Origin of the sequence: Micromonospora parathelypteridis (assembly GCF_014201145.1) — a bacterium.
Classification (GTDB): Bacteria; Actinomycetota; Actinomycetes; order Mycobacteriales; family Micromonosporaceae; genus Micromonospora; species Micromonospora parathelypteridis.
Map to the genome: position 1 here is coordinate 5,349,889 of NZ_JACHDP010000001.1, position 19,934 is coordinate 5,369,822.

Genomic DNA, 19,934 nt, shown 5'->3' on the forward strand with positions numbered 1-19,934 from the left:
GGTACGCGAGCCGAATCACTCGAGTACGGCCCGGAGGGTGCGCTGGGCGATGCCGGCCATCGCCGGGTTCGTCTCGATGTAGTACGGCAGCGCGTTGATCGCCTGCAACAAGGCCCAGCCGCGCCCCCGCTCCCACATCGCGTCGTCCACGCCCAGCGCCCGCCGGTACGTCTCTCGCGCCCCGGCGTCCAGCATGTTCCACGCCGGCATCAGGTCCACCGCAGGATCGCCCACGTTGACGGTTTCCATGTCGATGACCGCGGCCAGCCGGCCGTCGCGGACCAACAGGTTGCCCGGCATCAGGTCGGCGTGGATCCACACGGCGGCGTCCTGCCCGGGGGTGTCCCGGCAGCGGTCCCACACCTCGGCCAGCCGGGCGGTGTCGGTCAATCCGCCGCTGAGGGCGAGTGCCGACCGGACCCCTGCGTCCTGGGCGGGCAGCGGGCCACCCCGGCCGGACCCGGACCAGGCCCGACCGCCGGTGTCGATGCCGCGCAGGGCGGCCACGACGCTGGCAAGATCGAGGGCGAACCTGTCCAGGTCGCCGATCCGGTCGAGCTGGGCGGGCTCCCCGGGGATGAAGCGGTACGCCGTCCACGGCCCCGCGTACCCCTCACCCGGCTCACCCAGGCCGAGCGGCTCGGGCACCGCGACCGGCAGGTGCGCGGCGAGCAGCCTGGCGTACTCCTGCTCCTGCCGCAGCTCGGCGCGGAGCTCGGGATCGGTGGTCGGTAGCAGCGGGAACCGCAGCACGATCTCCGTACCGACCCGGAACAGGGCGTTCACCGTGCCGGTGGAGGCGAGTGGGCGAATGGGCAACGCCCGCCACTGCGGAAACTGCTGGGCCACCAACGCGGTGACCACGTCCACCGTGACGTCGACCTGATCCACATGCATCTTCACCGCGAGATCATGACCCAGAGGCTCACCGGCACGCGAGCCGATTCTCCCCGCCCGCCGCCGATCTCCGCCGCCGTCTGACAGCTGCCCCAGATCTGGGCCTGGCCCACCTGGAACGGCTGACGACTTCAGATCTTGGACAGTTTCCGTCCGTGCGAAACGGAAACTGTCCAAGATCTGCACCGAGCTCGACCGTCTCGCGGTTGTCTGCCCGGGCCGCCTGACGGATCAGGCCAGTCCGGCGCGGCGCAGGGCCTCCGCCATCGCGTCGTTGGCCGGCGCCGGCGCGCCCTGCCGCTGCTGCCCGCCCCGTCCGCCCTGGCCGCCGCGACCGCCGGATCCGCCCTGGCCACCGCGACCGCCGGATCCGCCCTGGCCACCGCGACCGCCGGATCCACCCTGGCCACCGCGACCGCCGGATCCACCCTGGCCGCCAGACCCGCCCTGGCCGCCGGACCCGCCCTGGCCGCCGCTGCGACCGGCGGAACCGCCTCGACCGTCCTGCCCGCCGCGTCCGCCTTGCGGTCCGCGCTGTGCCGGGCCGCCGCGCCCCTCCTGGCTCGTCCGACCACCACCGGCGGCGGCCGGCTCGTCCTCCAGGCGCAGGGTCAGCGAGATGCGCTTACGCGGTACGTCCACGTCGAGCACCCTGACCTTGACCACGTCACCGGACTTGACCACCTCGCGAGGGTCCTTCACGAAGGTGCGGGACATCGCCGAGACGTGCACCAGACCGTCCTGGTGCACACCGACGTCGACGAACGCGCCGAACGCGGCCACGTTGGTGACCACGCCCTCCAGCACCATGCCCGGAACCAGGTCACTGATCTTCTCCACCCCCTCGACGAAGGTGGCGGTGCGGAACTCCGGGCGAGGATCACGGCCCGGCTTCTCCAACTCGGCGAGGATGTCGGTGACGGTGGGCAGGCCGAACCGGTCGTCGACGAAGTCGGTGGCCCGCAGCCCGCGCAGGATCCCGCTCTTGCCGATCACCGAGCGCAGGTCCTGCCCGGTGCTGGAGAGGATCCGGCGCACCACCGGGTACGCCTCGGGGTGCACGCTGGAGGAGTCCAACGGGTCGTCGCCGTCGGGGATGCGCAGGAAGCCGGCGCACTGCTCGAATGCCTTCGGCCCGAGCCGCGCCACCTTCTTCAACTCGGTACGCGACCGGAACGGCCCGTTGGCATCCCGGTGCAGCACGATGTTCTCGGCCAGCCCGGCGCCGATCCCGGAGACCCGGGTCAGCAGCGGCGCGGAGGCGGTGTTGACGTCGACCCCGACCGCGTTGACGCAGTCCTCCACGACCGCGTCCAGCGACCGGGACAGCTTCACCTCGGACAGGTCGTGCTGGTACTGCCCGACCCCGATCGACCGCGGGTCGATCTTGACCAGCTCGGCGAGCGGGTCCTGGAGCCGCCGGGCGATGGAGACCGCGCCGCGCAGCGACACGTCCATCCCGGGCAGCTCCTGCGAGGCGTACGCGGAGGCGGAGTAGACCGACGCCCCGGCCTCGGAGACCATCACCTTGGTCAGGTTGAGCTGCGGGTGCCGCGCGATCAGGTCACCGGCCAGCTTGTCGGTCTCCCGCGAGGCGGTGCCGTTGCCGATCGCGATCAGCTCCACCCCGTGGGCTCCGGCCAGCCGGGCCAGGGTCTCGACCGACGCGTCCCACTGCCGGCGCGGCTCGTGCGGGTAGATCGTGTCGGTGGCGAGCACCTTGCCGGTGGCGTCCACCACGGCCACCTTCACGCCGGTCCGCAGGCCCGGGTCGAGCCCCATCGTCGCCCGGGTGCCGGCCGGGGCGGCCAGCAGCAGGTCACGCAGATTGGTGGCGAAGACGCGTACCGCCTCCTCCTCGGCTGCCTGCCACAACCGCATCCGCAGGTCCGCGCCGAGGTGGATGAGAATCCGGGTACGCCACGCCCAGCGGACGGTGTCGGCCAGCCAGCGGTCGGCCGGGCGGCCCGCGTCGGACACCCCGAACCGGCCGGCGATGGCCGCCTCGTACCGGCTCGGACCGGTCGGAACGGCGTCGGCCTCGCCAGCCTCCTCCGGCTCCATGGTCAGGTCGAGCATCCCCTCCTTCTCGCCCCGGAACATGGCCAGGATCCGGTGCGAGGGCAGCTTCGGGTACGGCTCGGAGAAGTCGAAGTAGTCGGCGAACTTGGCGCCGGCGGTCTCCTGACCGTCGCGTACCCGGGAAGCCAGCCGGCCGCGCGACCACATCTGCTCGCGCAGCGTGCCGATCAGGTCGGCGTCCTCCGCGAAGGTCTCGATCAGGATCGCCCGCGCGCCCTCCAGCGCAGCCGCGGCGTCGGCGACGCCCTTCTCGGCGTCCACGAACCCGGCGGCGGTGGCCCGGGGGTCCTGGCTGGGGTCGGCCAACAGCGTCTCGGCCAACGGCGCCAACCCGGCCTCGCGGGCGATCTGCGCACGGGTCCGCCGCTTCGGCTTGTACGGCAGGTAGATGTCCTCCAGCCGGGACTTCGAGTCGGCGGCCATGATCTGCGCTTCCAGGGCCTCGTCCAACTTGCCCTGGCCGCGGATCGACTCCAGCACCGCGGCCCGCCGCTCGTCCAGCTCGCGCAGGTAGCGCAGCCGCTCCTCCAGCGTGCGCAGCTGGGTGTCGTCGAGCAGGCCGGTGGCCTCCTTGCGGTAACGGGCGATGAACGGCACGGTGGCGCCGCCGTCGAGCAGCTCGACGGCCGCCCGCACCTGACGCTCGGCCACGCCGAGCTCGTCGGCGATCCGCTGATGAACAGACTGGGTCACGATCTCGATCCGCCTTCGGGAGTGGGTACCGCCCTGCATTGTGCCGGGCGGCCCCGGCCGCTGTCGCCGCGCCCGGCCGGGACGACCCCGGGGCGGCTCCGCCGAGCCTGCGCTAGCGTGGCGATCATGGAAACACCTGCGGAGCCGCGCGCCCGCCGGCTCTTCGGCGGCAGCGCCCGCGCCCTCGGCGACCTCGCCGCCAACCCGTTCCGCGCCGACCGGGACCGGATCGTGGGCTCGCCGTTCTTCGCCCGCCTCGGCGGTGTCACCCAGGTGATCAGCCCGGTCGGTTCCGGTCTGCTGGTGCACAACCGGCTCACCCACAGCCTGAAGGTCGCCCAGGTCGGCCGGTCGATCGCCGAACGGCTGACGGCCGACGAGCAAATGCGCGACCTGCTCAACAAGCTTGGCGGCTGCGACCCCGACGTGGTGGAGGCCGCCGCGCTCGCCCACGACCTCGGCCACCCACCCTTCGGGCACCTGGGGGAGCGGGTGCTGGACCGGCTGGCCCGCCAGCGCCTCGGCCTCACCGACGGCTTCGAGGGCAACGCCCAGTCGTACCGGATCGTCACCAGCACCGAGATCCGCGGCGCCGCCACCACCGGGTTGGATCTGACCGCGGCGGTCCGCGCGGCGATGTTGAAGTACCCGTGGACCCGGCTGGACTACCCCGACCCGCACCCACGCACGATGGACCCGCCGCCGCGCGGGGCCACCCCGCCGCCGGACGATCCCGAGAGCGGCTCGTCGAAGTTCGGCGCGTACCGCACCGAGCTCGACGACCTGCGGCAGGCGCGGGAGCCGTTCTCGGGTCGCATCCCGGACTGGCAGCAGACCGTGGAGGCGTCCGTGATGGACACCGCCGACGACATCGCGTACGCCATCCACGACGTGGAGGACTTCTACCGGGTCGGTGTGCTCCAGCAGGGGTCGGTCTCCGCCGAGCTGATGGCCTGGCAGCGCGAGAGCGGGCAACTCCGGGCGATCACCGACGCGGCGCTGGCCACCGCGGCCCGACGACCCGGGGCGGCGATCGAGCGGCTGCGTCGGCAACTGCACCGCAAGGACGCCTGGATCGCCGACGACGACGCCTTCGCCGCGGCCGTCGAGCACGTCCGCGAGGAGTTGGTCGACGGGCTGCTGGCGATGCCGTTCGACGGTTCGATCGAGGCCGAGCAGTACGTGGCGCGGTTCTCCGCCCGCTGGTCCACCCGGTTCGTCGAGGCGATCACGGTGACCGACCAGCCCTCGGTGCGCTCCGGGTACGTGCTGCTGGGCTGCGCGCAGTGGCACGAGGTCCAGGTGTTGAAGTTCGTCCACCACCGCTTCGTGCTGGCCCGGCCGGATCTCGCCCTGCACCAGCGGGGTCAGGCCCGGCTGCTCGGCACCCTGGTCGAGGCGCTCTGGGAGTGGCTGCTCGACCCGGAGGAGGAGTCCCGGCTGCCCCGCCGACTGCACGACCTGGTCGAGTTGGCCGAGGCGGAGCTGCACCCGCGTACCCCGGACCGGATCGGTCGAGCCCGGGGACGGGCCATCGTGGATTTCGTCGCGCAGCTCACCGACGGCCAGGCGGTGGCCATGCTGGACGCGCTCTCCGGCCGCTCCGGTGCCCTCTGGACCGACGCCTTCGTGCTCTGAGCCGACGCCTTCGTGCTCCGAGCTGACGCAGGCGAGCCTGCTCTGGCCTGACTCAGGCGAAGCCTGCTAGGCGACGGCCTGCCACCAGCCGTCGACGGCGGGAGGCTCGTCGACCACCACCCGCTCGCCGGGGCGGGGCACGGCGAGCCGTACGTCGCGGGCCTTCGCCTCGGCCCACAGCCGGTCGACCGGCTCGGACCAGTCGTGCAGGGCCAGGTTGAACGTCGCCCAGTGCACCGGGACGAACAGCCCGCCCCGCAGGTCGAGGTGGGCGCTGACCGCCTCCTCGGGGAACATGTGGATCGTCGGCCAGGCCCGGTCGTACGCGCCGATCTGCATCAGCGTCACGTCGAACGGCCCGTGCTCGGCGCCGATCGCCGCGTACCCGTCGAAGTAGCCGGAGTCGCCGGTGTAGAAGACCTTGCGGCGGGCCCCCGCCACCACCCACGAGCTCCAGAGCGTGCCGTCGCGGCGCAGCCCCCGCCCGGAGAAGTGCTGGGCGGCGGTGGCGGTGATCTCCAGCCCGGCGACCTGGTGCGACTCGGACCAGTCCAGTTCGATGATCCGGTCGGCCGGCACACCCCAGCGGTCCAGGTGCGCGCCCACCCCGAGCGGCACCAGGAACGGCGCGGACTGCCCGGCGAGCAGCGCCCGCACGGTCGGCATGTCCAGGTGGTCGTAGTGGTCGTGTGAGATCAGGATGGCGTCCAGCGGGGGCAGCTCGTCCAAACGTACCGGCGGCTCGTGCAGCCGTCGGGGGCCGACCAGACCCGAGGGGGAGCACCTGTCGCTCCACACCGGGTCGAGCAGCACCCGCCGGCCCTCGATCTCGATAAGCGTCGAGGCGTGGCCGTACCAGACGATGTTGAGCTCGTCGGCGGCCTCCGGCGCGCCGGCGTGCCCTGGCGGCACGGAGGCGCTGGGGCGCAGCAGCGGCACGGGTGCGGTCGGGCGCCGTTTCTGCTTGCCGAAGATCAGCTCGCGGAGCAGGTTGCGGCCCGGCTCGGCGATCATGGTGCGGGTGCCGGCCTGGTTGTGGAAGGTGCCCTCGCGGAACTGGGGCGAACGGGCCGCCCGTTCGGCTCGGGCCCCGCTGAGCCGGCCACCGAGCGCCGCCGGGACATCCCGGGCAGCCCAGGCCAGGCCGGCCAGAGCGGCCAGCCCGGCCGCGCCCCGCATCCGTCGCCCGAGCGACCGTTCGACGTCCGTGCTCTGCGCTCGCGCCATTGCCGTCCCTCCGACGTGTCCGCCCTACACGGTAGTCACCCGGGCCGACCCGTGCTTGGGCGGTCGCCACGCCGGGTCGGTCGCGCCAACGGCGACCGACCCGGGGACGGGTTCAGGGCGTGCCCTAGCCGCCGTTGCTGGGGCGCCGCGCGTTGATCCGGAACGTCTTGCCCGTGCCCGCGATGCGGTCCACCGCGGCCAGGAACTTGGGGCCCATGGCGGCCCGGGCCTGCACCGCCGGGTGGGTGGCGCCGAAGTCCTCCGGGTTGGCCTGCCCGTCGGCGAACAGCGCGTAGGTGAGTACCGCCGCACCGGACCGGTCGAAGATCACACCGGCCTCGTGCCGGGCGTCGCCGTACCAGCCGGCCTTCGTGGCGATCCGCGCCCGCTCGTCGGAGGACATGGTGCGCCGGATGCCGTCGGTGAACGCGATCGGGGAACGCAGCAGGCCCAGCATGTACGTCGTCGAGGCGGGGGAGAGCAGGGTGCCGCCGACCAGGGCCCGCAGCAGGTCGTGCGTCTCCCGGGGAGTGCTGGTGCCGAGGAAGTACCGGTTCGGGTTGGCGACCGGCTGGACCTGGGTGTTCGGGAAGCCCTTGGCGACCAGGATGGAGTTGATCTCGGCGGCCGGGCAGACCAGCCCGCACAGCCGCACCGACGTGTCGTCGGAGAGCGTCAGGAAGGTGGCCAGCACATGCCCGAGGGTCACACTGCTCGGGTACGCGCCGTCCAGGCTGAAGACGCCGTCACCGCCCGGCACCACGATCTCCGCGGTCACCTCGACCCGCTGGTCCAGGGTGAGCAGCCCCCGGTCGACCTTGTCGAGCACCGCCGTGGCGACGGCGATCTTGTTGACGCTGTACGCCTCGATCCGCCGATCCGCGTCGGCCTGCACCGCGACGACCGGCGCGCCGGCCGGGTCGGCCACGCTGACGTACGCCTGCCAGTTGCCGCCGGCCTCGGCGCTGTGCTTGTTGAAGACGGTGGCGACCCGACGGGCGGCCCGATCGGGTGTGGTCGGTGCGGCCTCGGTGGCCGCCTCGGCGGCGCTCGCCGGGGCGGCGGCGCCCAGCACCGTGCCGGCGGTGGCCACCGTACCCAACCCGAGCGCCGTCCTACGGTTCAGTCGCATGGTCAATCGTCTCCCCCATCGTGGTGCGCCAGAGCGCTCGCTGGCCCACCACCCTAGGCGAGTTGATCGATCCACGATGCCCCCGAACAGTACCGAACAGTCCCGAACAGGTCAGCCGAGCCGTCGGCGCAATGCGGCGCCCACCGCACCCAACGGTCCGAACACGAGTTGTCGCAGGTCGGGAAGATGACCGCCGCGTACCGCCTCCCCGGCCGGGTTCGGAGTGAAGACCGAGCCGTCCTGTGCGGCGACCGGCCGTCCACTGAGGCCCGCCACCCGCATCAACGGCCCGACCAACATGTCGTAGACCCCCGGCAGCACGGTGAAGCCGGCTCGCAGCACCACGTTGAGCCGACCCACGGACACCTCGCGGCGGGGCCGGTCGACACAGTTCACGATGGCCCGGGCCACCCGTTGCGGGCTGGTGACCGGCGGTGGAGGTCGGCCGACCCGGCCCAGATAGTTGGCCGCCTGCTGGTACACGGGAGTGTCCACACTGCCCGGGTTGACCAGACACAGCCGGATCCGCGGGCTGTCGCGCAGCTCCTGCTGCACCGTTCTGGCCAGGCCCTGCAACCCCCACTTGCTGGTCACGTACGCGCTCATGTACGGCGCGGTGACGTGCCCGAGCAGCGAGCCGGTGAGGACGATCGTGCCGGCCCCGGCAGCCCGGAAGTGCCGCAACGCCACCCGCACCGAGTCGGCGGTGCCGAGCAGGTCGGTCCGTACCACCTGGTCGAAGACCCGCCCGGGCAGCTCGTCGAAGCGCCCGTAGGCCATCACCGCGGCCGTGTGCACCCAGACGTCGACGCCGCCGAAGTGATCGATCGCCGCACCCGCGAGCGCCTCCAGCGCGCCCGGCTCGGTGACGTCGGTCGGCACGGTCAGCACGTCGGCGTCGGCGCACTCCGCGCGTACCTCGGCCAGGGTCGTGGTGGCACGGGCCGCGAGGACCAGGCGGTCGCCGCGCTCGGCGAACGCCCGAGCCGTCGCCCGGCCGACCCCGCTGCTCGCGCCGACGATCACCACCACCCGGCTCACGGCTCGAGCACGACCTTGACGCAGCCGTCCTCCTTCTTCTGGAACATCTCGTACGCCTGCGGCGCCCGCGCCAACGGCAACCGGTGGGTACGCAGGTCCTCCACACCCAGCGGATCATCGTCGTCGGCCAGCAGCGGCAGGATCTCGTCGGTCCACCGGCGCACGTGGCACTGCCCCATCCGCAGCTGGACACCCCGGTCGAACATCTCCATCAGCGGCATCGGGTCCGCCTCGCCGCCGTACACGCCCGAGACCGACACGGTGCCACCGCGGCGGACCGCCTTGACCGCGGCGTGCAGGACGGAGAGCCGGTCCATGCCGACCCGGTCGGTCATCACCTGGGCCACCCTGTCCGGCAGCAGCCCCACGGCGTGGGCCAGCTTGCCCACCGGCGAACCGTGCGCCTCCATCCCGACCGCGTCGATCACCGCGTCCGGGCCGCGCCCGTCGACCAGATCGATCAACGCGCCCGGCACGTCGGACAACTCGCGGACGTCGAGCACCTCGATGCCGTGCCGGCGGGCCAGCTCCAGACGCTCGGGCACCAGATCCAGCCCGATCACCCGTCCGGCACCGAGATGGCGGCCGATCCGGGCGCAGAACTGCCCGACCGGGCCCAGCCCGAACACGGCCAGGGTGCCGCCGGGCGGGGTGTCCGCGTACGTCACCGCCTGCCAGGCGGTGGGCAGGATGTCGGAAAGGTAGAGGTAGCGCTCGTCGGCCCCGGTCTGCGGGACGGTGATCGGGCCGAAGTGGGCCTGCGGGACGCGCAGGTACTCGGCCTGCCCGCCGGGCACCGAGCCGTAGAGGGAGGTGTAGCCGAACAGGGCCGCGCCCTTGCCCGCACCGCTGACCTGGGTCGTCTCGCACTGCGCGTAGAGCTGGCGCCGGCACATCCAGCAACTGCCGCAGGCGATGTTGAACGGCACCACCACCCGATCGCCCGGCTTGAGCCCGGTCACCTCCGACCCGACCTCCTCGACGATGCCCATCGCTTCGTGGCCCAGGACGTCACCCGCCTTCAGGTACGGCCCGAGCACCTCGTACAGGTGCAGGTCCGAGCCGCAGATCGCGGTCGACGTGATCTTCACGATCGCGTCGGTCGGCTCCTCGATCCGGGGATCCGGCACCTCCTCGACCCGTACGTCCCGCTTGCCCTGCCAGGTCAGTGCCTTCATGTCCCTCGTCCCCTCTCGCCGCCGTCTCGGGAGACTGCTACCCGGGCTCAGGCGCTTGAACCGGGCCACGCTGCGGGCGGGCATGATCGACTCCAGATCGCCGACCTGGTGGTATCCGAGCGACCGGACACCGCAACATCGGCGACCTGGAGTTGATCATGCGTTCGGCTACCGCCGCGCGCCCCGACGCCAAGACCGCCGTACCCCCGGAGGTGCGGGGTACGGCGGTCTGGATGGCGCGGTGGATTCTCAGGAGCCGGGGGTGTTGCCAGCTCCCTTGGCCGTGGCCGCGAGGTAGTCGCGGTTGAGCCGGCCGATGGTGTTCAGCGGGATGCCCTTCGGGCAGGCCGGGGTGCACTCGCCGGCGTTGGTGCAGCCGCCGAAGCCGGCCTCGTCGTGCGCGTCGACCATGCCGATCACCCGGGTGTACCGCTCCGGCTGGCCCTGGGGCAGGAGCGAGAGCTGGGTGAGCTTGGCGGCGGTGAAGAGCATGCCGGAGCCGTTCGGGCAGGCCGCTACGCACGCGCCGCAGCCGATGCAGGCCGCCGCCTCGAAAGCGGCGTCGGCGTTGGCCTTGGCCACCGGAGTGGAGTGCGCCTCGGGCGCGCTGCCGGTCGGCACGGTGACGTAACCACCGGCGGCGATGATCTTGTCGAAGGCGCTCCGGTTGACGACCAGGTCCTTGACGACCGGGAAGGCGCTGGCCCGCCACGGCTCGATGTCGATCGTCTCGCCGTCCTTGAACTGCCGCATGTGCAGCTGGCACGCCGTGGTGCCGCGCTGCGGCCCGTGCGCGTCACCGTTGATCATCAGGCCGCACATGCCGCAGATGCCCTCGCGGCAGTCGTGGTCGAACGCCACCGGGTCCTCGCCGGCGAGGATCAGCCGCTCGTTGAGCACGTCGAGCATCTCCAGGAACGACATGTCCGGGGACACGTCGTCGACCGGGTAGGTCACCATCCGACCCTTGTCCTCAGGGCCCTTCTGGCGCCAGATGCGCAGGGTCAGGTTCACTTGTAGCTCCGCTGCGTGGGGTGGACGTATTCGAACTTCAGGTCTTCCTTGTGCAGCACCGAGGGCTCACCGGTGGCGGTGAACTCCCAGGCCGCCACGTACGCGAACCGGTCGTCGTCGCGCTGCGCCTCACCGTCGGGGGTCTGGTGCTCGGCCCGGAAGTGGCCGCCGCAGGACTCCTCGCGGTGCAGGGCGTCGATGCACATCAGCTCGGCCAGTTCGAAGAAGTCGGCGACGCGGCCGGCCTTCTCCAGCGACTGGTTGAGTTCCTCGCCGGTGCCGGACACCTTGACCCGCTCCCAGAACGACTCACGCAGGGCGCGGATCTCGTCGATCGCCTTGCGCAGCCCGGCCTCGCTGCGCTCCATGCCGCAGTGCTCCCACATGATCTGGCCCAGCTCGCGGTGGAACGAGTCCACGGTCCGGTCGCCGTTGATCGCGAGGAGCCGCTGGACGCGGTTCTCGACGTCGGTGCGGGCCTCGACCGCCGCCGGGTGGCTGGCGTCGACCTTCTCCAACGGGCCCGAGGCCAGGTAGTTGGCGATGGTGGTGGGCAGCACGAAGTAGCCGTCGGCGAGGCCCTGCATCAGCGCCGAGGCGCCGAGCCGGTTCGCGCCGTGGTCGGAGAAGTTCGCCTCGCCGATCACGAACAGGCCGGGGATGCTCGACTGGAGGTCGTAGTCGACCCACAGGCCGCCCATCGTGTAGTGCACGGCGGGGTAGATCCGCATCGGCACCTCGTACGGGTCCTCGCCGGTGATCCGCTCGTACATCTCGAAGAGGTTGCCGTACTTGGCCTCGATGGCCTTGCGGCCCAGTCGGCCGATCGCGTCGGCGAAGTCGAGGTAGACGCCGAGCTTGGTCGGCCCGACACCCCGACCCTCGTCGCAGACGTTCTTCGCGGCGCGGGACGCGATGTCACGGGGGACCAGGTTGCCGAAGGAGGGGTAGATCCGCTCCAGGTAGTAGTCCCGCTCGTCCTCGGGAATGTCCTTGGGGCTGCGGTCGTCGCCCTTGGTCTTCGGCACCCAGACCCGGCCGTCGTTGCGCAGCGACTCGCTCATCAGGGTCAGCTTCGACTGGTGGTCGCCGGAGACCGGGATGCAGGTCGGGTGGATCTGCGTGTAGCACGGGTTGGCGAAGTACGCGCCCTTGCGGTGCGCCCGCCAGGTGGCGGTGACGTTGCAGCCCTTGGCGTTGGTCGAGAGGTAGAAGACGTTGCCGTAGCCGCCGGAGGCGAGCACCACGGCGTCGGCCATCTCGGTGCTGATCTCGCCGGTGACGAGGTCCCGGACGACGATGCCCCGGGCCTTGCCGTCGACGAGGACCAGCTCCAGCATCTCGTGCCGGGCGTTCATCTCCACGTTGCCCAGGCCGATCTGCCGCTCCAGCGCCTGGTACGCGCCGAGCAGCAGCTGCTGGCCCGTTTGGCCCCGGGCGTAGAAGGTGCGCTGCACCTGGGCGCCGCCGAAGGAGCGGGTGTCCAGCAGGCCGCCGTACTCGCGGGCGAACGGCACACCCTGGGCGACGCACTGATCGATGATGTTGACCGAGACCTCGGCGAGTCGGTGCACGTTCGACTCACGGGAGCGGAAGTCGCCGCCCTTGACGGTGTCGTAGAACAGCCGGTGGACGGAGTCGCCGTCGTTGCGGTAGTTCTTCGCCGCGTTGATGCCGCCCTGCGCCGCGATGGAGTGCGCCCGGCGCGGGCTGTCCTGATAGCAGTAGGACTTGACGTGATAGCCCTGCTCGGCCAGGGTCGCCGCGGCCGAGCCGCCGGCCAGGCCGGTGCCCACCACGATCACCGTCATCTTGCGACGGTTGGCGGGGTTGACCAGCTTGGCCTCGAAGCGCCGGGTGTCCCAGCGCTTCTCGACCGGGCCGGCGGGAGCCTTGGTGTCGGCGATCGGGTCGCCCTCGGTGAAGAGTTCCATGTCAGGACACCAATCCGGTGAGTACGGCGAACGGGACCACCAGGTACCCGGCGCAGAGCAGCACGGCGAAGACCAGCGCCGCGGTGCGCGCCCTGCGCTCACCGCGCGGCGTCTGCTGGCCGAGGCTGCGGAACGCGCTGTACGCGCCGTGGCGCAGGTGGAAGCCGACCGCGAGGATGGCGAGCGTGTAGAAGAGCGTGACGTACCAGCGCTCGGGCGCGAAGTCGGCGACGACGTTGCCGTACGGCTTGCTGGGGTCGCCGACCGGGTTCAGCGTGCCGGTGGTGAGGTCCAGGAGGTGGTAGATCACGAAGAGCAGGATGATCACTCCACCCCAGCGCATCGTGCGGGCCGCGTAGCTGCCGTTGACCTTCTTGCGGTGCGCGTACTTGACCGGGCGGGCCGCGCGGGCACGCCGGGCCAGCACCGTGGCGGCCGTGATGTGGGCGACGACGGCCACCACCAGCCCGGTGCGCAGGATCCACAGGAACCAGACGCCGGGGAGCAGCGGCTTGCCGATGTCGCGTAGCCAGTGCGCGTAGTGGTCGAACGAGGTCTCCCCCGTGAACACCTTCAGGTTTCCGAGCATGTGCGCGATGAGGAACAGCGCCAGCATGATGCCCGTCACCGCCATGACGGCCTTGAGGCCGACGTTGGAGCGGATGGGCGACCGAGTTTTCGTGATTACCACAGGACCGACGCTAGGAGCACTTCGATCAGTCGTCCAATGCATCAAACTCGTAGTGTTGATAGCCGTAAGCTATTTAGATGCAGCTCCATCAGCTCCGGTACTTCGTTGCGGTGGCCGAAGTACGACATTTCACCCAAGCCGCCGATCTCGTCGGCATAACTCAGCCCTCTCTCAGTAAGCAAATTCACGCTCTGGAGGCCGACCTCGGGGCACCGCTGTTCGAGCGGCTAAGGGGCAACATCGCGCTCACCGCGGCGGGCGAGGTGCTGCTGCCGTTGGCCACCCGGATCCTCGCCGACGTGGAGACCGCGACCCGCGAGGTGCAGGAGTTGGTCGGGCTGCGCCGGGGGCGGGTCCGCCTCGGGGCCACCCCGAGCCTGGCCACCTCGCTCGCCCCGCCGGTGCTGCGCCGGTTCCGCGACGCGCACCCCACCGTCGACCTCCGCGTCGAGGAGAGCGGATCCCAGGACCTGGTGCGCAACCTGCTCCGCGGCGACCTCGACCTGGCTCTGATCATCATGCCGGCCCAGGGCGCCGACCCGGGCCTGCGCGTCGACCCGATCCTGCGGGAGAGCCTGGTGGTGGCCTCGGTGGGGGAGGTGCCGACCGCGTCGGCGGCCGGGGAGCTGCACATCACCGACCTGCGCGACCAGCCGATGGTCATGTTCCGCGAGGGGTACGACCTGCGCGACGCCACGATCCAGGCGTGCCGCGAGGCGGGCTTCGAGCCGACCTTCGCCGTGGACGGCGGCGAGATGGACGCGGTGCTCAGCTTCGTCGAGGCGGGGCTCGGCATCGCGCTCGTGCCGGGCATCGTGCTGGCCCGCCGGCCGGGAGTGCGGATCACCCCCCTCGCCCCGCCCGGGGTGAAGCGGACCATCGCGGTCGCCCGTCGGCGCGACGTCGTGCCGACCCATGCGGGTCGGGAACTCCGGCGGATTCTGCTCGACTACATACAGACGGCGATCGACGGTGACGACCTACCACCGGGTGTGGATCCGCTCTGATCGGTCAGGTTTTCGACCCGCTGGGTTAATTCGTCCTTAAGCCGGCAATATCACCGTCGGTGTTGATGACGGTCACCTATGGTGGGTTCTTGCATGGGCAAAAGCCCCATTCGTCTCAGGAGAGCTCACCGGTGGACGTTCCCCCCGCCGGCAGGGAGGCTATACATGAGAATCCTGGTTACCGGTGGCGCTGGCTTCATCGGGTCACATTTCGCGCGGAGTCTGCTCGGCGGGCGCTACGTCGGGTTCGAGCACTGCGACGTGACCGTGATCGACAAGCTGACCTACGCCAGTGATCGGGCCAATCTGCCGGCTGCGCACCCCCGCTTGACGTTCGTCCGCGGGGACATCTGCGACCGACAGTTGCTCGCCGACGTGGTGCCGGGGCATGACGCCGTGGTGCACTTCGCCGCCGAGTCCCACGTCGACAGGTCCATCGACGACCCGGCACCGTTCTTCGAAACCAATGTGATGGGCTCGCACAACCTGCTGGCGGCGTGCGCCCGCGGTGGCGTCGGCCGGGTGGTGCACGTCTCCACCGACGAGGTGTACGGCACGATCAGCGAGGGTTCCTGGAACGAGAGCTGCGTGCTGGAGCCCAACTCCCCGTACGCGGCGTCCAAGGCCGCCAGCGACCACGTGGTCCGCTCCTACTGGCGCACGTACGACGTGGACGTGTCGATCACCCGGTGCGCCAACAACTACGGGCCGTACCAGCATGTGGAGAAGGTCATCCCGCGCTTCGTCACCAGTCTGCTCACCGGCCAGGACATCACCCTGCACGGCGACGGCAGCGCGGTCCGCGAGTGGCTGCACGTGGACGACCACTGCCTGGCCATCGCGCTGGTGCTGGCCAAGGGCCGCGCCGGCGAGGTCTACAACATCGGTGGCGACATCGAGCTCACCAACCACGCACTGGCCGAGCGGATCCTCCGGCTGGCCGGTGCCGACTGGGACCGGGTCCGGCATGTGGCGGACCGCAAGGTGCAGGACCAGCGCTACTCGTTGGACTACCGCAAGATCTCCGACGAGCTCGGCTTCGAGCCGCAGATCCGGTTCGAGGACGGGCTGGCCGAGGTCTTCCACTGGTACCGGGAGAACTGGGCCTGGTGGGCGTCGAACGCCGCGGAGTCGCGCGGCGCGGCCCTGACCAATTCCGTCCGCAGCGTCCCGGCCGCCCGGGCGCTCACCGTCCACTCGCACTGATCGCTGCGACTACGGCCGCTGACCGGGCCCGGCCCGGTCAGCGGCCCTCGGCGTCGTCCATCGCGCGGTAGATCCGCTGCTCGGAGACGGGGTACGGGGTGCCGAGCGCCTGCGCGAAGACGTTCACCCGCAACTCCTCGATCATCCAGCGGATCTGCCGCACGGCCGCCTCCTGCCGGCGTGCCGGCGCCAGGGCGGCGAGCAGGTCGGCGTACTCCTTCTGCACCACCGCGACCCGGTCCTGCTGCTGGCGGTCCCGCTGCGGGTTGCCGCCCAGCCGGTCCAGCCGGCGCTCGATGGCGGTGAGGTAGCGCAGCAGGTCGGGCAGCCGGGCGTACCCGGTCTCGGTGATGAAGCCCGCGTGCACCAGCCCGGCGAGCTGGTTGCGGATGTCGGCCAGCGCGGCCACCACGGCGAGGTTGCGGGTGGCGCCGAGCCGCTGCTCCACGGTGTACGCGGCGGCGAGGACCCGGCGTACCCGGTCCATCACCTCGACCACGGTGTCGACCAGGTCGGCGCGGACCTTCTCGCGCAGGGCGGCGAACCCGTCGGCGTCCCACGCCGGCCCACCGGCGGCGCCGATCAACCGGTCGATGGCCGCGCCCGCCGCGTCCTCGATCAGCTCCTGCACGCCGCCGTGCGGGTTGCGGCTCAGCGCCAGCTTCGCCTCGTTGTTCAGCCGCCCCTGCAGGAACCGCGCCGGGGACGGCACGGTGAGCCGCAGCAGCCGGCGGGTGCCGGCCCAGTGCGACGCCTCCGCCTCGGCGGGGGAGTCGAACACCTTCACCCCCACCGTGGCGCCCTCGTCGACCAGCGCCGGGTACGCGGTCACCGCGTATCCGGCGCGGACCTGCTCGATGGTCCGGGGCAGGGTGCCGATGCTCCACTCGCGCAGCCCGGTACGGGCCACCTCCGGCGCGGCGGCCGCCACCACCTGGCGTACCTCCTGGCGGAGTTGACGTTGCAGGGCCGGCAGGTCCTTGCCCTCGGCGACCGGCTTCTCGTCGTCGTCCAGCACCCGGAAGGTGACCCGGAGGTGGGCGGGGAGCTTGCCCGGCTCCCAGGCGTCGCGCGGCACGGTCACACCGGTCATCCGGCGCAGTTCCCGGGTGAGCGCGTCGAGCAGCGACTCCGCACCGGGGGTGATCGCCGCGAGCGCGGCCCGGGCGTAGTCCGGCACCGGTACGAAGTTGCGGCGTACCGCCTTGGGCAGCGAGCGGATCAGCGCGATCACGGTCTCCTCGCGCAGCCCCGGCACCTGCCAGTCGAAGCTCTCCGCCGGCACCTGGTTGAGCAGCGGCAGCGGGATGTCCACGGTGACGCCGTCGGTCGGCGTGCCCGGCTCGAAGCGGTAGGTGAGCGGCAGGCTCACTCCGTCGGCCTGCCACTCGTCCGGGTAGTCGCCCTCGTCGACGCCCGGTCGGCCGTCGTTGACCAGCACGTCCCGGGTGAAGGTGAGCAGGTCCGGCTGTTCCCGGCGGGTCGTCTTCCACCAGCTGTCGAAGTGCCGGCCGGAGGACACGTCGGCCGGTATCCGTTGGTCGTAGAAGCCGAAGATGGTCTCGTCGTCGACCAGGATGTCCCGGCGTCGGGCCCGGCTCTCCAACTCCTCGATCTCGGCGAGCAGCCGCTTGTTGTCCGACCAGAACTGGTGATGGGTCTGCCAGTCGCCCTCGACGAGGGCGTGCCGGATGAACAGCTCCCGGCTGAGCGTCGGATCGATCCGCCCGAAGTTGACCTTGCGGGAGCTGACCAGCGGAACGCCGTACAGGGTGACCTTCTCGTAGGCCATCACCGCGGCCTGCTTCTTCTCCCAGTGCGGCTCGCTGTAGCTGCGCTTGACCAGGTGTTGCGCGAGCGGCTCGACCCACTCCGGTTCGACCCGGCCGGCGATGCGGCCCCAGAGCCGGGAGGTCTCCACCAACTCGGCGGCCATCACCCAGCGCGGCGGCTTCTTGAACAGCGCGGAGCCGGGGAAGAGGGCGAACTTGGCACCCCGCGCGCCCAGGTACTCGTGTTTCTGCGCGTCCTTCAGGCCGATGTGGGACAGCAGGCCGGGCAGCAGCGACTGGTGCACCTTCGGGGTGTCGATCTCCTCCGGCAGGTCCGCGCCGCCCCGGCGGCTCTCGCCCCGGCCGGCGTCCGCGTCGCCAGAGGCGTCGCGCGCCGATCGCCCGCCGCGCCCGCCGTCGGCCGGGGTACGCAGAACCTGGCGCAGTTGACTGACGATGTCCTGCCACTCGCGGATCCGCAGGTAGTTCAGGTACTCCGCCTTGCACATCCGGCGGAACGCGCTGGAGGACAGCGTCCGTTGCTGCTCACGGAGGTAACGCCAGAGGTTGAGGAAGGCGACGAAGTCCGATTCCTTGTCGGCGAACCGGGCGTGTGCCTGGTCGGCCTGGGCCTGCTTCTCGGCCGGCCGCTCCCGCGGGTCCTGGATGGAGAGCGCGGCGGTGATCACCAACACCTCGGTGGCGCAGCCGTTGCGCTCGCCCTCGACCACCATCCGGGCCAGTCGCGGGTCGACCGGCAGTTGGGCCAGGCGCCGGCCCAGCGCGGTGAGCCGCTTCGCCGGGTCGGCCTCGGTCGGGTCCAACGCGCCCAGCTCGTGCAGCAGGTTGACGCCGTCGGTGATGTTGCGCCGGTCCGGCGGGTCGATGAACGGGAACGCGGCGAGGTCGCCCAGCCCGATCGCGGTCATCTGCAGGATGACCGACGCCAGGTTGGTCCGCAGGATCTCCGGGTCGGTGAACTCGGGCCGGGAGAGGAAGTCCTGCTCGTCGTAGAGGCGGATGCAGATGCCGTCCGAGGTGCGGCCGCAGCGGCCCTTGCGCTGGTTGGCCGACGCCTGCGAGATGGGCTCGATCGGCAGCCGCTGCACCTTGAGTCGGCTGGAGTAGCGGGAGATGCGGGCCGTGCCGGGGTCCACCACGTACTTGATGCCGGGCACGGTCAGCGAGGTCTCCGCGACGTTGGTGGCGAGCACCACCCGACGCGAGCTGTGCGCGGCGAAGACCCGGTGCTGCTCGGCGCTGGAGAGTCGCGCGTACAGCGGCAGGATCTCGGTGCCGAGCAGCGAGCGTTTCGTCTGCACCAGCTTGCCGAGCGCGTCCGCGGTGTCCCGGATCTCGCGTTCACCGCTGAGGAAGACCAGGATGTCGCCGGGGCCTTCGGCAGCCAGCTCCTCGACGGCGTCGCCGATCGCCTGGATCTGGTCGCGGACGGTCTCCTCGTCGCCCTCGCCGTCCTCCTCGCCCTCGGCGAGTTCGAGCAGCGGCCGGTAGCGCACCTCCACCGGGTAGGTCCGCCCGGAGACCTCGACCACCGGCGCGGGTACGCCTTCCGGCTCGTCGGCGGTGGGTGGGCCGGCGAAGTGCCGGGCGAACCGGTCGGTCTCGATGGTCGCCGAGGTGATGATCACCTTGAGGTCGGGTCGCCGGGGCAGCAGCTCCCGCAGGTACCCGAGGATGAAGTCGATGTTGAGGCTGCGCTCGTGCGCCTCATCGATGATCAACGTGTCGTACTGACGCAGCATCCGGTCGGTCTGCAGCTCGGCCAGGAGGATGCCGTCGGTCATCAACTTGACCAGGCTGCGCTCGCTGACCTGATCGGTGAAGCGCACCTTGTAGCCGACCACGTCACCCAACTCGGTGCCCAGCTCGTCGGCGATCCGGTCGGCCACCGTCCGTGCCGCCAACCGCCGAGGCTGGGTGTGCCCGATCAGGCCGTGCACCCCCCGGCCCAGCTCCAGGCAGATCTTGGGCAGCTGAGTGGTCTTGCCGGAACCGGTCTCGCCCGCCACGATCACCACCTGGTGATCACGGATGGCGGCGGCGATGTCGTCCTTGCGCTCACTGACCGGCAACCCCGCCGGGTACGTGATCACGGGCACCGCCGACCGGCGCGTGGCCAGGCGCTGTTCGGCCCGCTCGACCTCGGCGGTGATCTCGGTCAACGCCGACTCCCGGCGCTGCGGGTCACGCAGCTTCCGGGCACCGTCCAGCCGCCGCTGGAGCCGACGCTGGTCGCGGAACATCAGTGGAGAGAGACGGCGGTGCAACTCGCGAACCGGGTCGGTCGCGGCGGAGGCGGTTGGATTCTGCATGTCGTGCCCAAGGATAGGCAGCCCGGCGGCGCACCGCCCCCGGGTTATCGCGCGGCCGGTCCTTCGACGGCCGGGCGGGGGACCTAGAG

13 protein-coding genes are annotated in these 19,934 nt (G+C 71.3%); 3 read left to right on the top strand and 10 right to left on the bottom strand.

Annotated elements, in window-relative coordinates:
* Nucleotides 1-15 precede the first annotated feature (15 nt).
* Both HNR20_RS24230 and HNR20_RS24235 read right to left on the bottom strand, forming a co-directional pair.
* Nucleotides 16-897, bottom strand: a complete 882-nt coding sequence (locus HNR20_RS24230) for an aminoglycoside phosphotransferase family protein (RefSeq protein ID WP_184188903.1) — start codon at nt 895-897, stop codon at nt 16-18.
* Between the two features lie 231 nt (nt 898-1,128).
* Nucleotides 1,129-3,672 (bottom strand): Tex family protein, encoded by a 2,544-nt coding sequence (locus HNR20_RS24235; protein ID WP_184184021.1) that lies wholly within the window; start codon nt 3,670-3,672, stop codon nt 1,129-1,131.
* A 126-nt stretch (nt 3,673-3,798) separates the two neighbouring features.
* On the opposite strand from HNR20_RS24235, the gene HNR20_RS24240 reads away from it, so the two are divergent.
* Entirely contained in the window at nt 3,799-5,310 is a 1,512-nt protein-coding gene (locus HNR20_RS24240) for a deoxyguanosinetriphosphate triphosphohydrolase family protein (protein ID WP_184184024.1), read from the top strand.
* Between the two features lie 66 nt (nt 5,311-5,376).
* Here HNR20_RS24240 and HNR20_RS24245 read toward each other — a convergent pair whose 3' ends face one another.
* The 7 genes from HNR20_RS24245 to HNR20_RS24275 form a co-directional block, all read right to left on the bottom strand.
* The gene (locus HNR20_RS24245; protein ID WP_184184027.1) at nt 5,377-6,537 is read right to left on the bottom strand and encodes an MBL fold metallo-hydrolase; all 1,161 of its coding nucleotides are present in this window, start codon (nt 6,535-6,537) and stop codon (nt 5,377-5,379) included.
* Between the two features lie 124 nt (nt 6,538-6,661).
* The gene (locus HNR20_RS24250; protein ID WP_184184030.1) at nt 6,662-7,669 is read right to left on the bottom strand and encodes a serine hydrolase; all 1,008 of its coding nucleotides are present in this window, start codon (nt 7,667-7,669) and stop codon (nt 6,662-6,664) included.
* A 111-nt stretch (nt 7,670-7,780) separates the two neighbouring features.
* Nucleotides 7,781-8,710 carry an SDR family NAD(P)-dependent oxidoreductase gene (locus HNR20_RS24255; RefSeq protein ID WP_184184033.1) on the bottom strand — a complete coding sequence of 310 codons (930 nt, stop codon included), beginning with the start codon at nt 8,708-8,710 and terminating at the stop codon, nt 7,781-7,783.
* Nucleotides 8,707-9,888, bottom strand: coding sequence for a zinc-dependent alcohol dehydrogenase (locus tag HNR20_RS24260; RefSeq protein ID WP_184184036.1), 1,182 nt, complete (start codon nt 9,886-9,888; stop codon nt 8,707-8,709). The genes HNR20_RS24255 and HNR20_RS24260 overlap by 4 nt, the downstream gene beginning before the upstream one ends.
* A gap of 249 nt (nt 9,889-10,137) precedes the next feature.
* The gene (locus HNR20_RS24265; protein WP_184184039.1) at nt 10,138-10,902 is read right to left on the bottom strand and encodes a succinate dehydrogenase/fumarate reductase iron-sulfur subunit; all 765 of its coding nucleotides are present in this window, start codon (nt 10,900-10,902) and stop codon (nt 10,138-10,140) included.
* The gene (locus HNR20_RS24270) at nt 10,899-12,836 is read right to left on the bottom strand and encodes a fumarate reductase/succinate dehydrogenase flavoprotein subunit (RefSeq protein ID WP_184184042.1); all 1,938 of its coding nucleotides are present in this window, start codon (nt 12,834-12,836) and stop codon (nt 10,899-10,901) included. The genes HNR20_RS24265 and HNR20_RS24270 overlap by 4 nt, the downstream gene beginning before the upstream one ends.
* Before the next feature lies 1 nt (nt 12,837).
* On the bottom strand, nt 12,838-13,521 hold the full coding sequence (locus HNR20_RS24275; protein ID WP_311736898.1) for a succinate dehydrogenase cytochrome b subunit: 684 nt from the start codon (nt 13,519-13,521) through the stop codon (nt 12,838-12,840).
* Nucleotides 13,522-13,604: 83 nt separating this feature from the next.
* Between HNR20_RS24275 and HNR20_RS24280 the strand changes: the two genes are divergently transcribed.
* Nucleotides 13,605-14,534, top strand: coding sequence for a LysR family transcriptional regulator (locus HNR20_RS24280; protein ID WP_184184045.1), 930 nt, complete (start codon nt 13,605-13,607; stop codon nt 14,532-14,534).
* Between the two features lie 165 nt (nt 14,535-14,699).
* The gene (rfbB, locus tag HNR20_RS24285) at nt 14,700-15,740 is read left to right on the top strand and encodes a dTDP-glucose 4,6-dehydratase (protein WP_184184048.1); all 1,041 of its coding nucleotides are present in this window, start codon (nt 14,700-14,702) and stop codon (nt 15,738-15,740) included.
* A 37-nt stretch (nt 15,741-15,777) separates the two neighbouring features.
* On the opposite strand, the gene hrpA is transcribed toward rfbB, so the two are convergent.
* A complete protein-coding gene (gene hrpA / locus HNR20_RS24290) occupies nt 15,778-19,845 on the bottom strand; it encodes an ATP-dependent RNA helicase HrpA (protein ID WP_184184051.1) in 4,068 nt (1,355 codons plus the stop codon).
* Between the last annotated feature and the right edge of the window lie 89 nt (nt 19,846-19,934).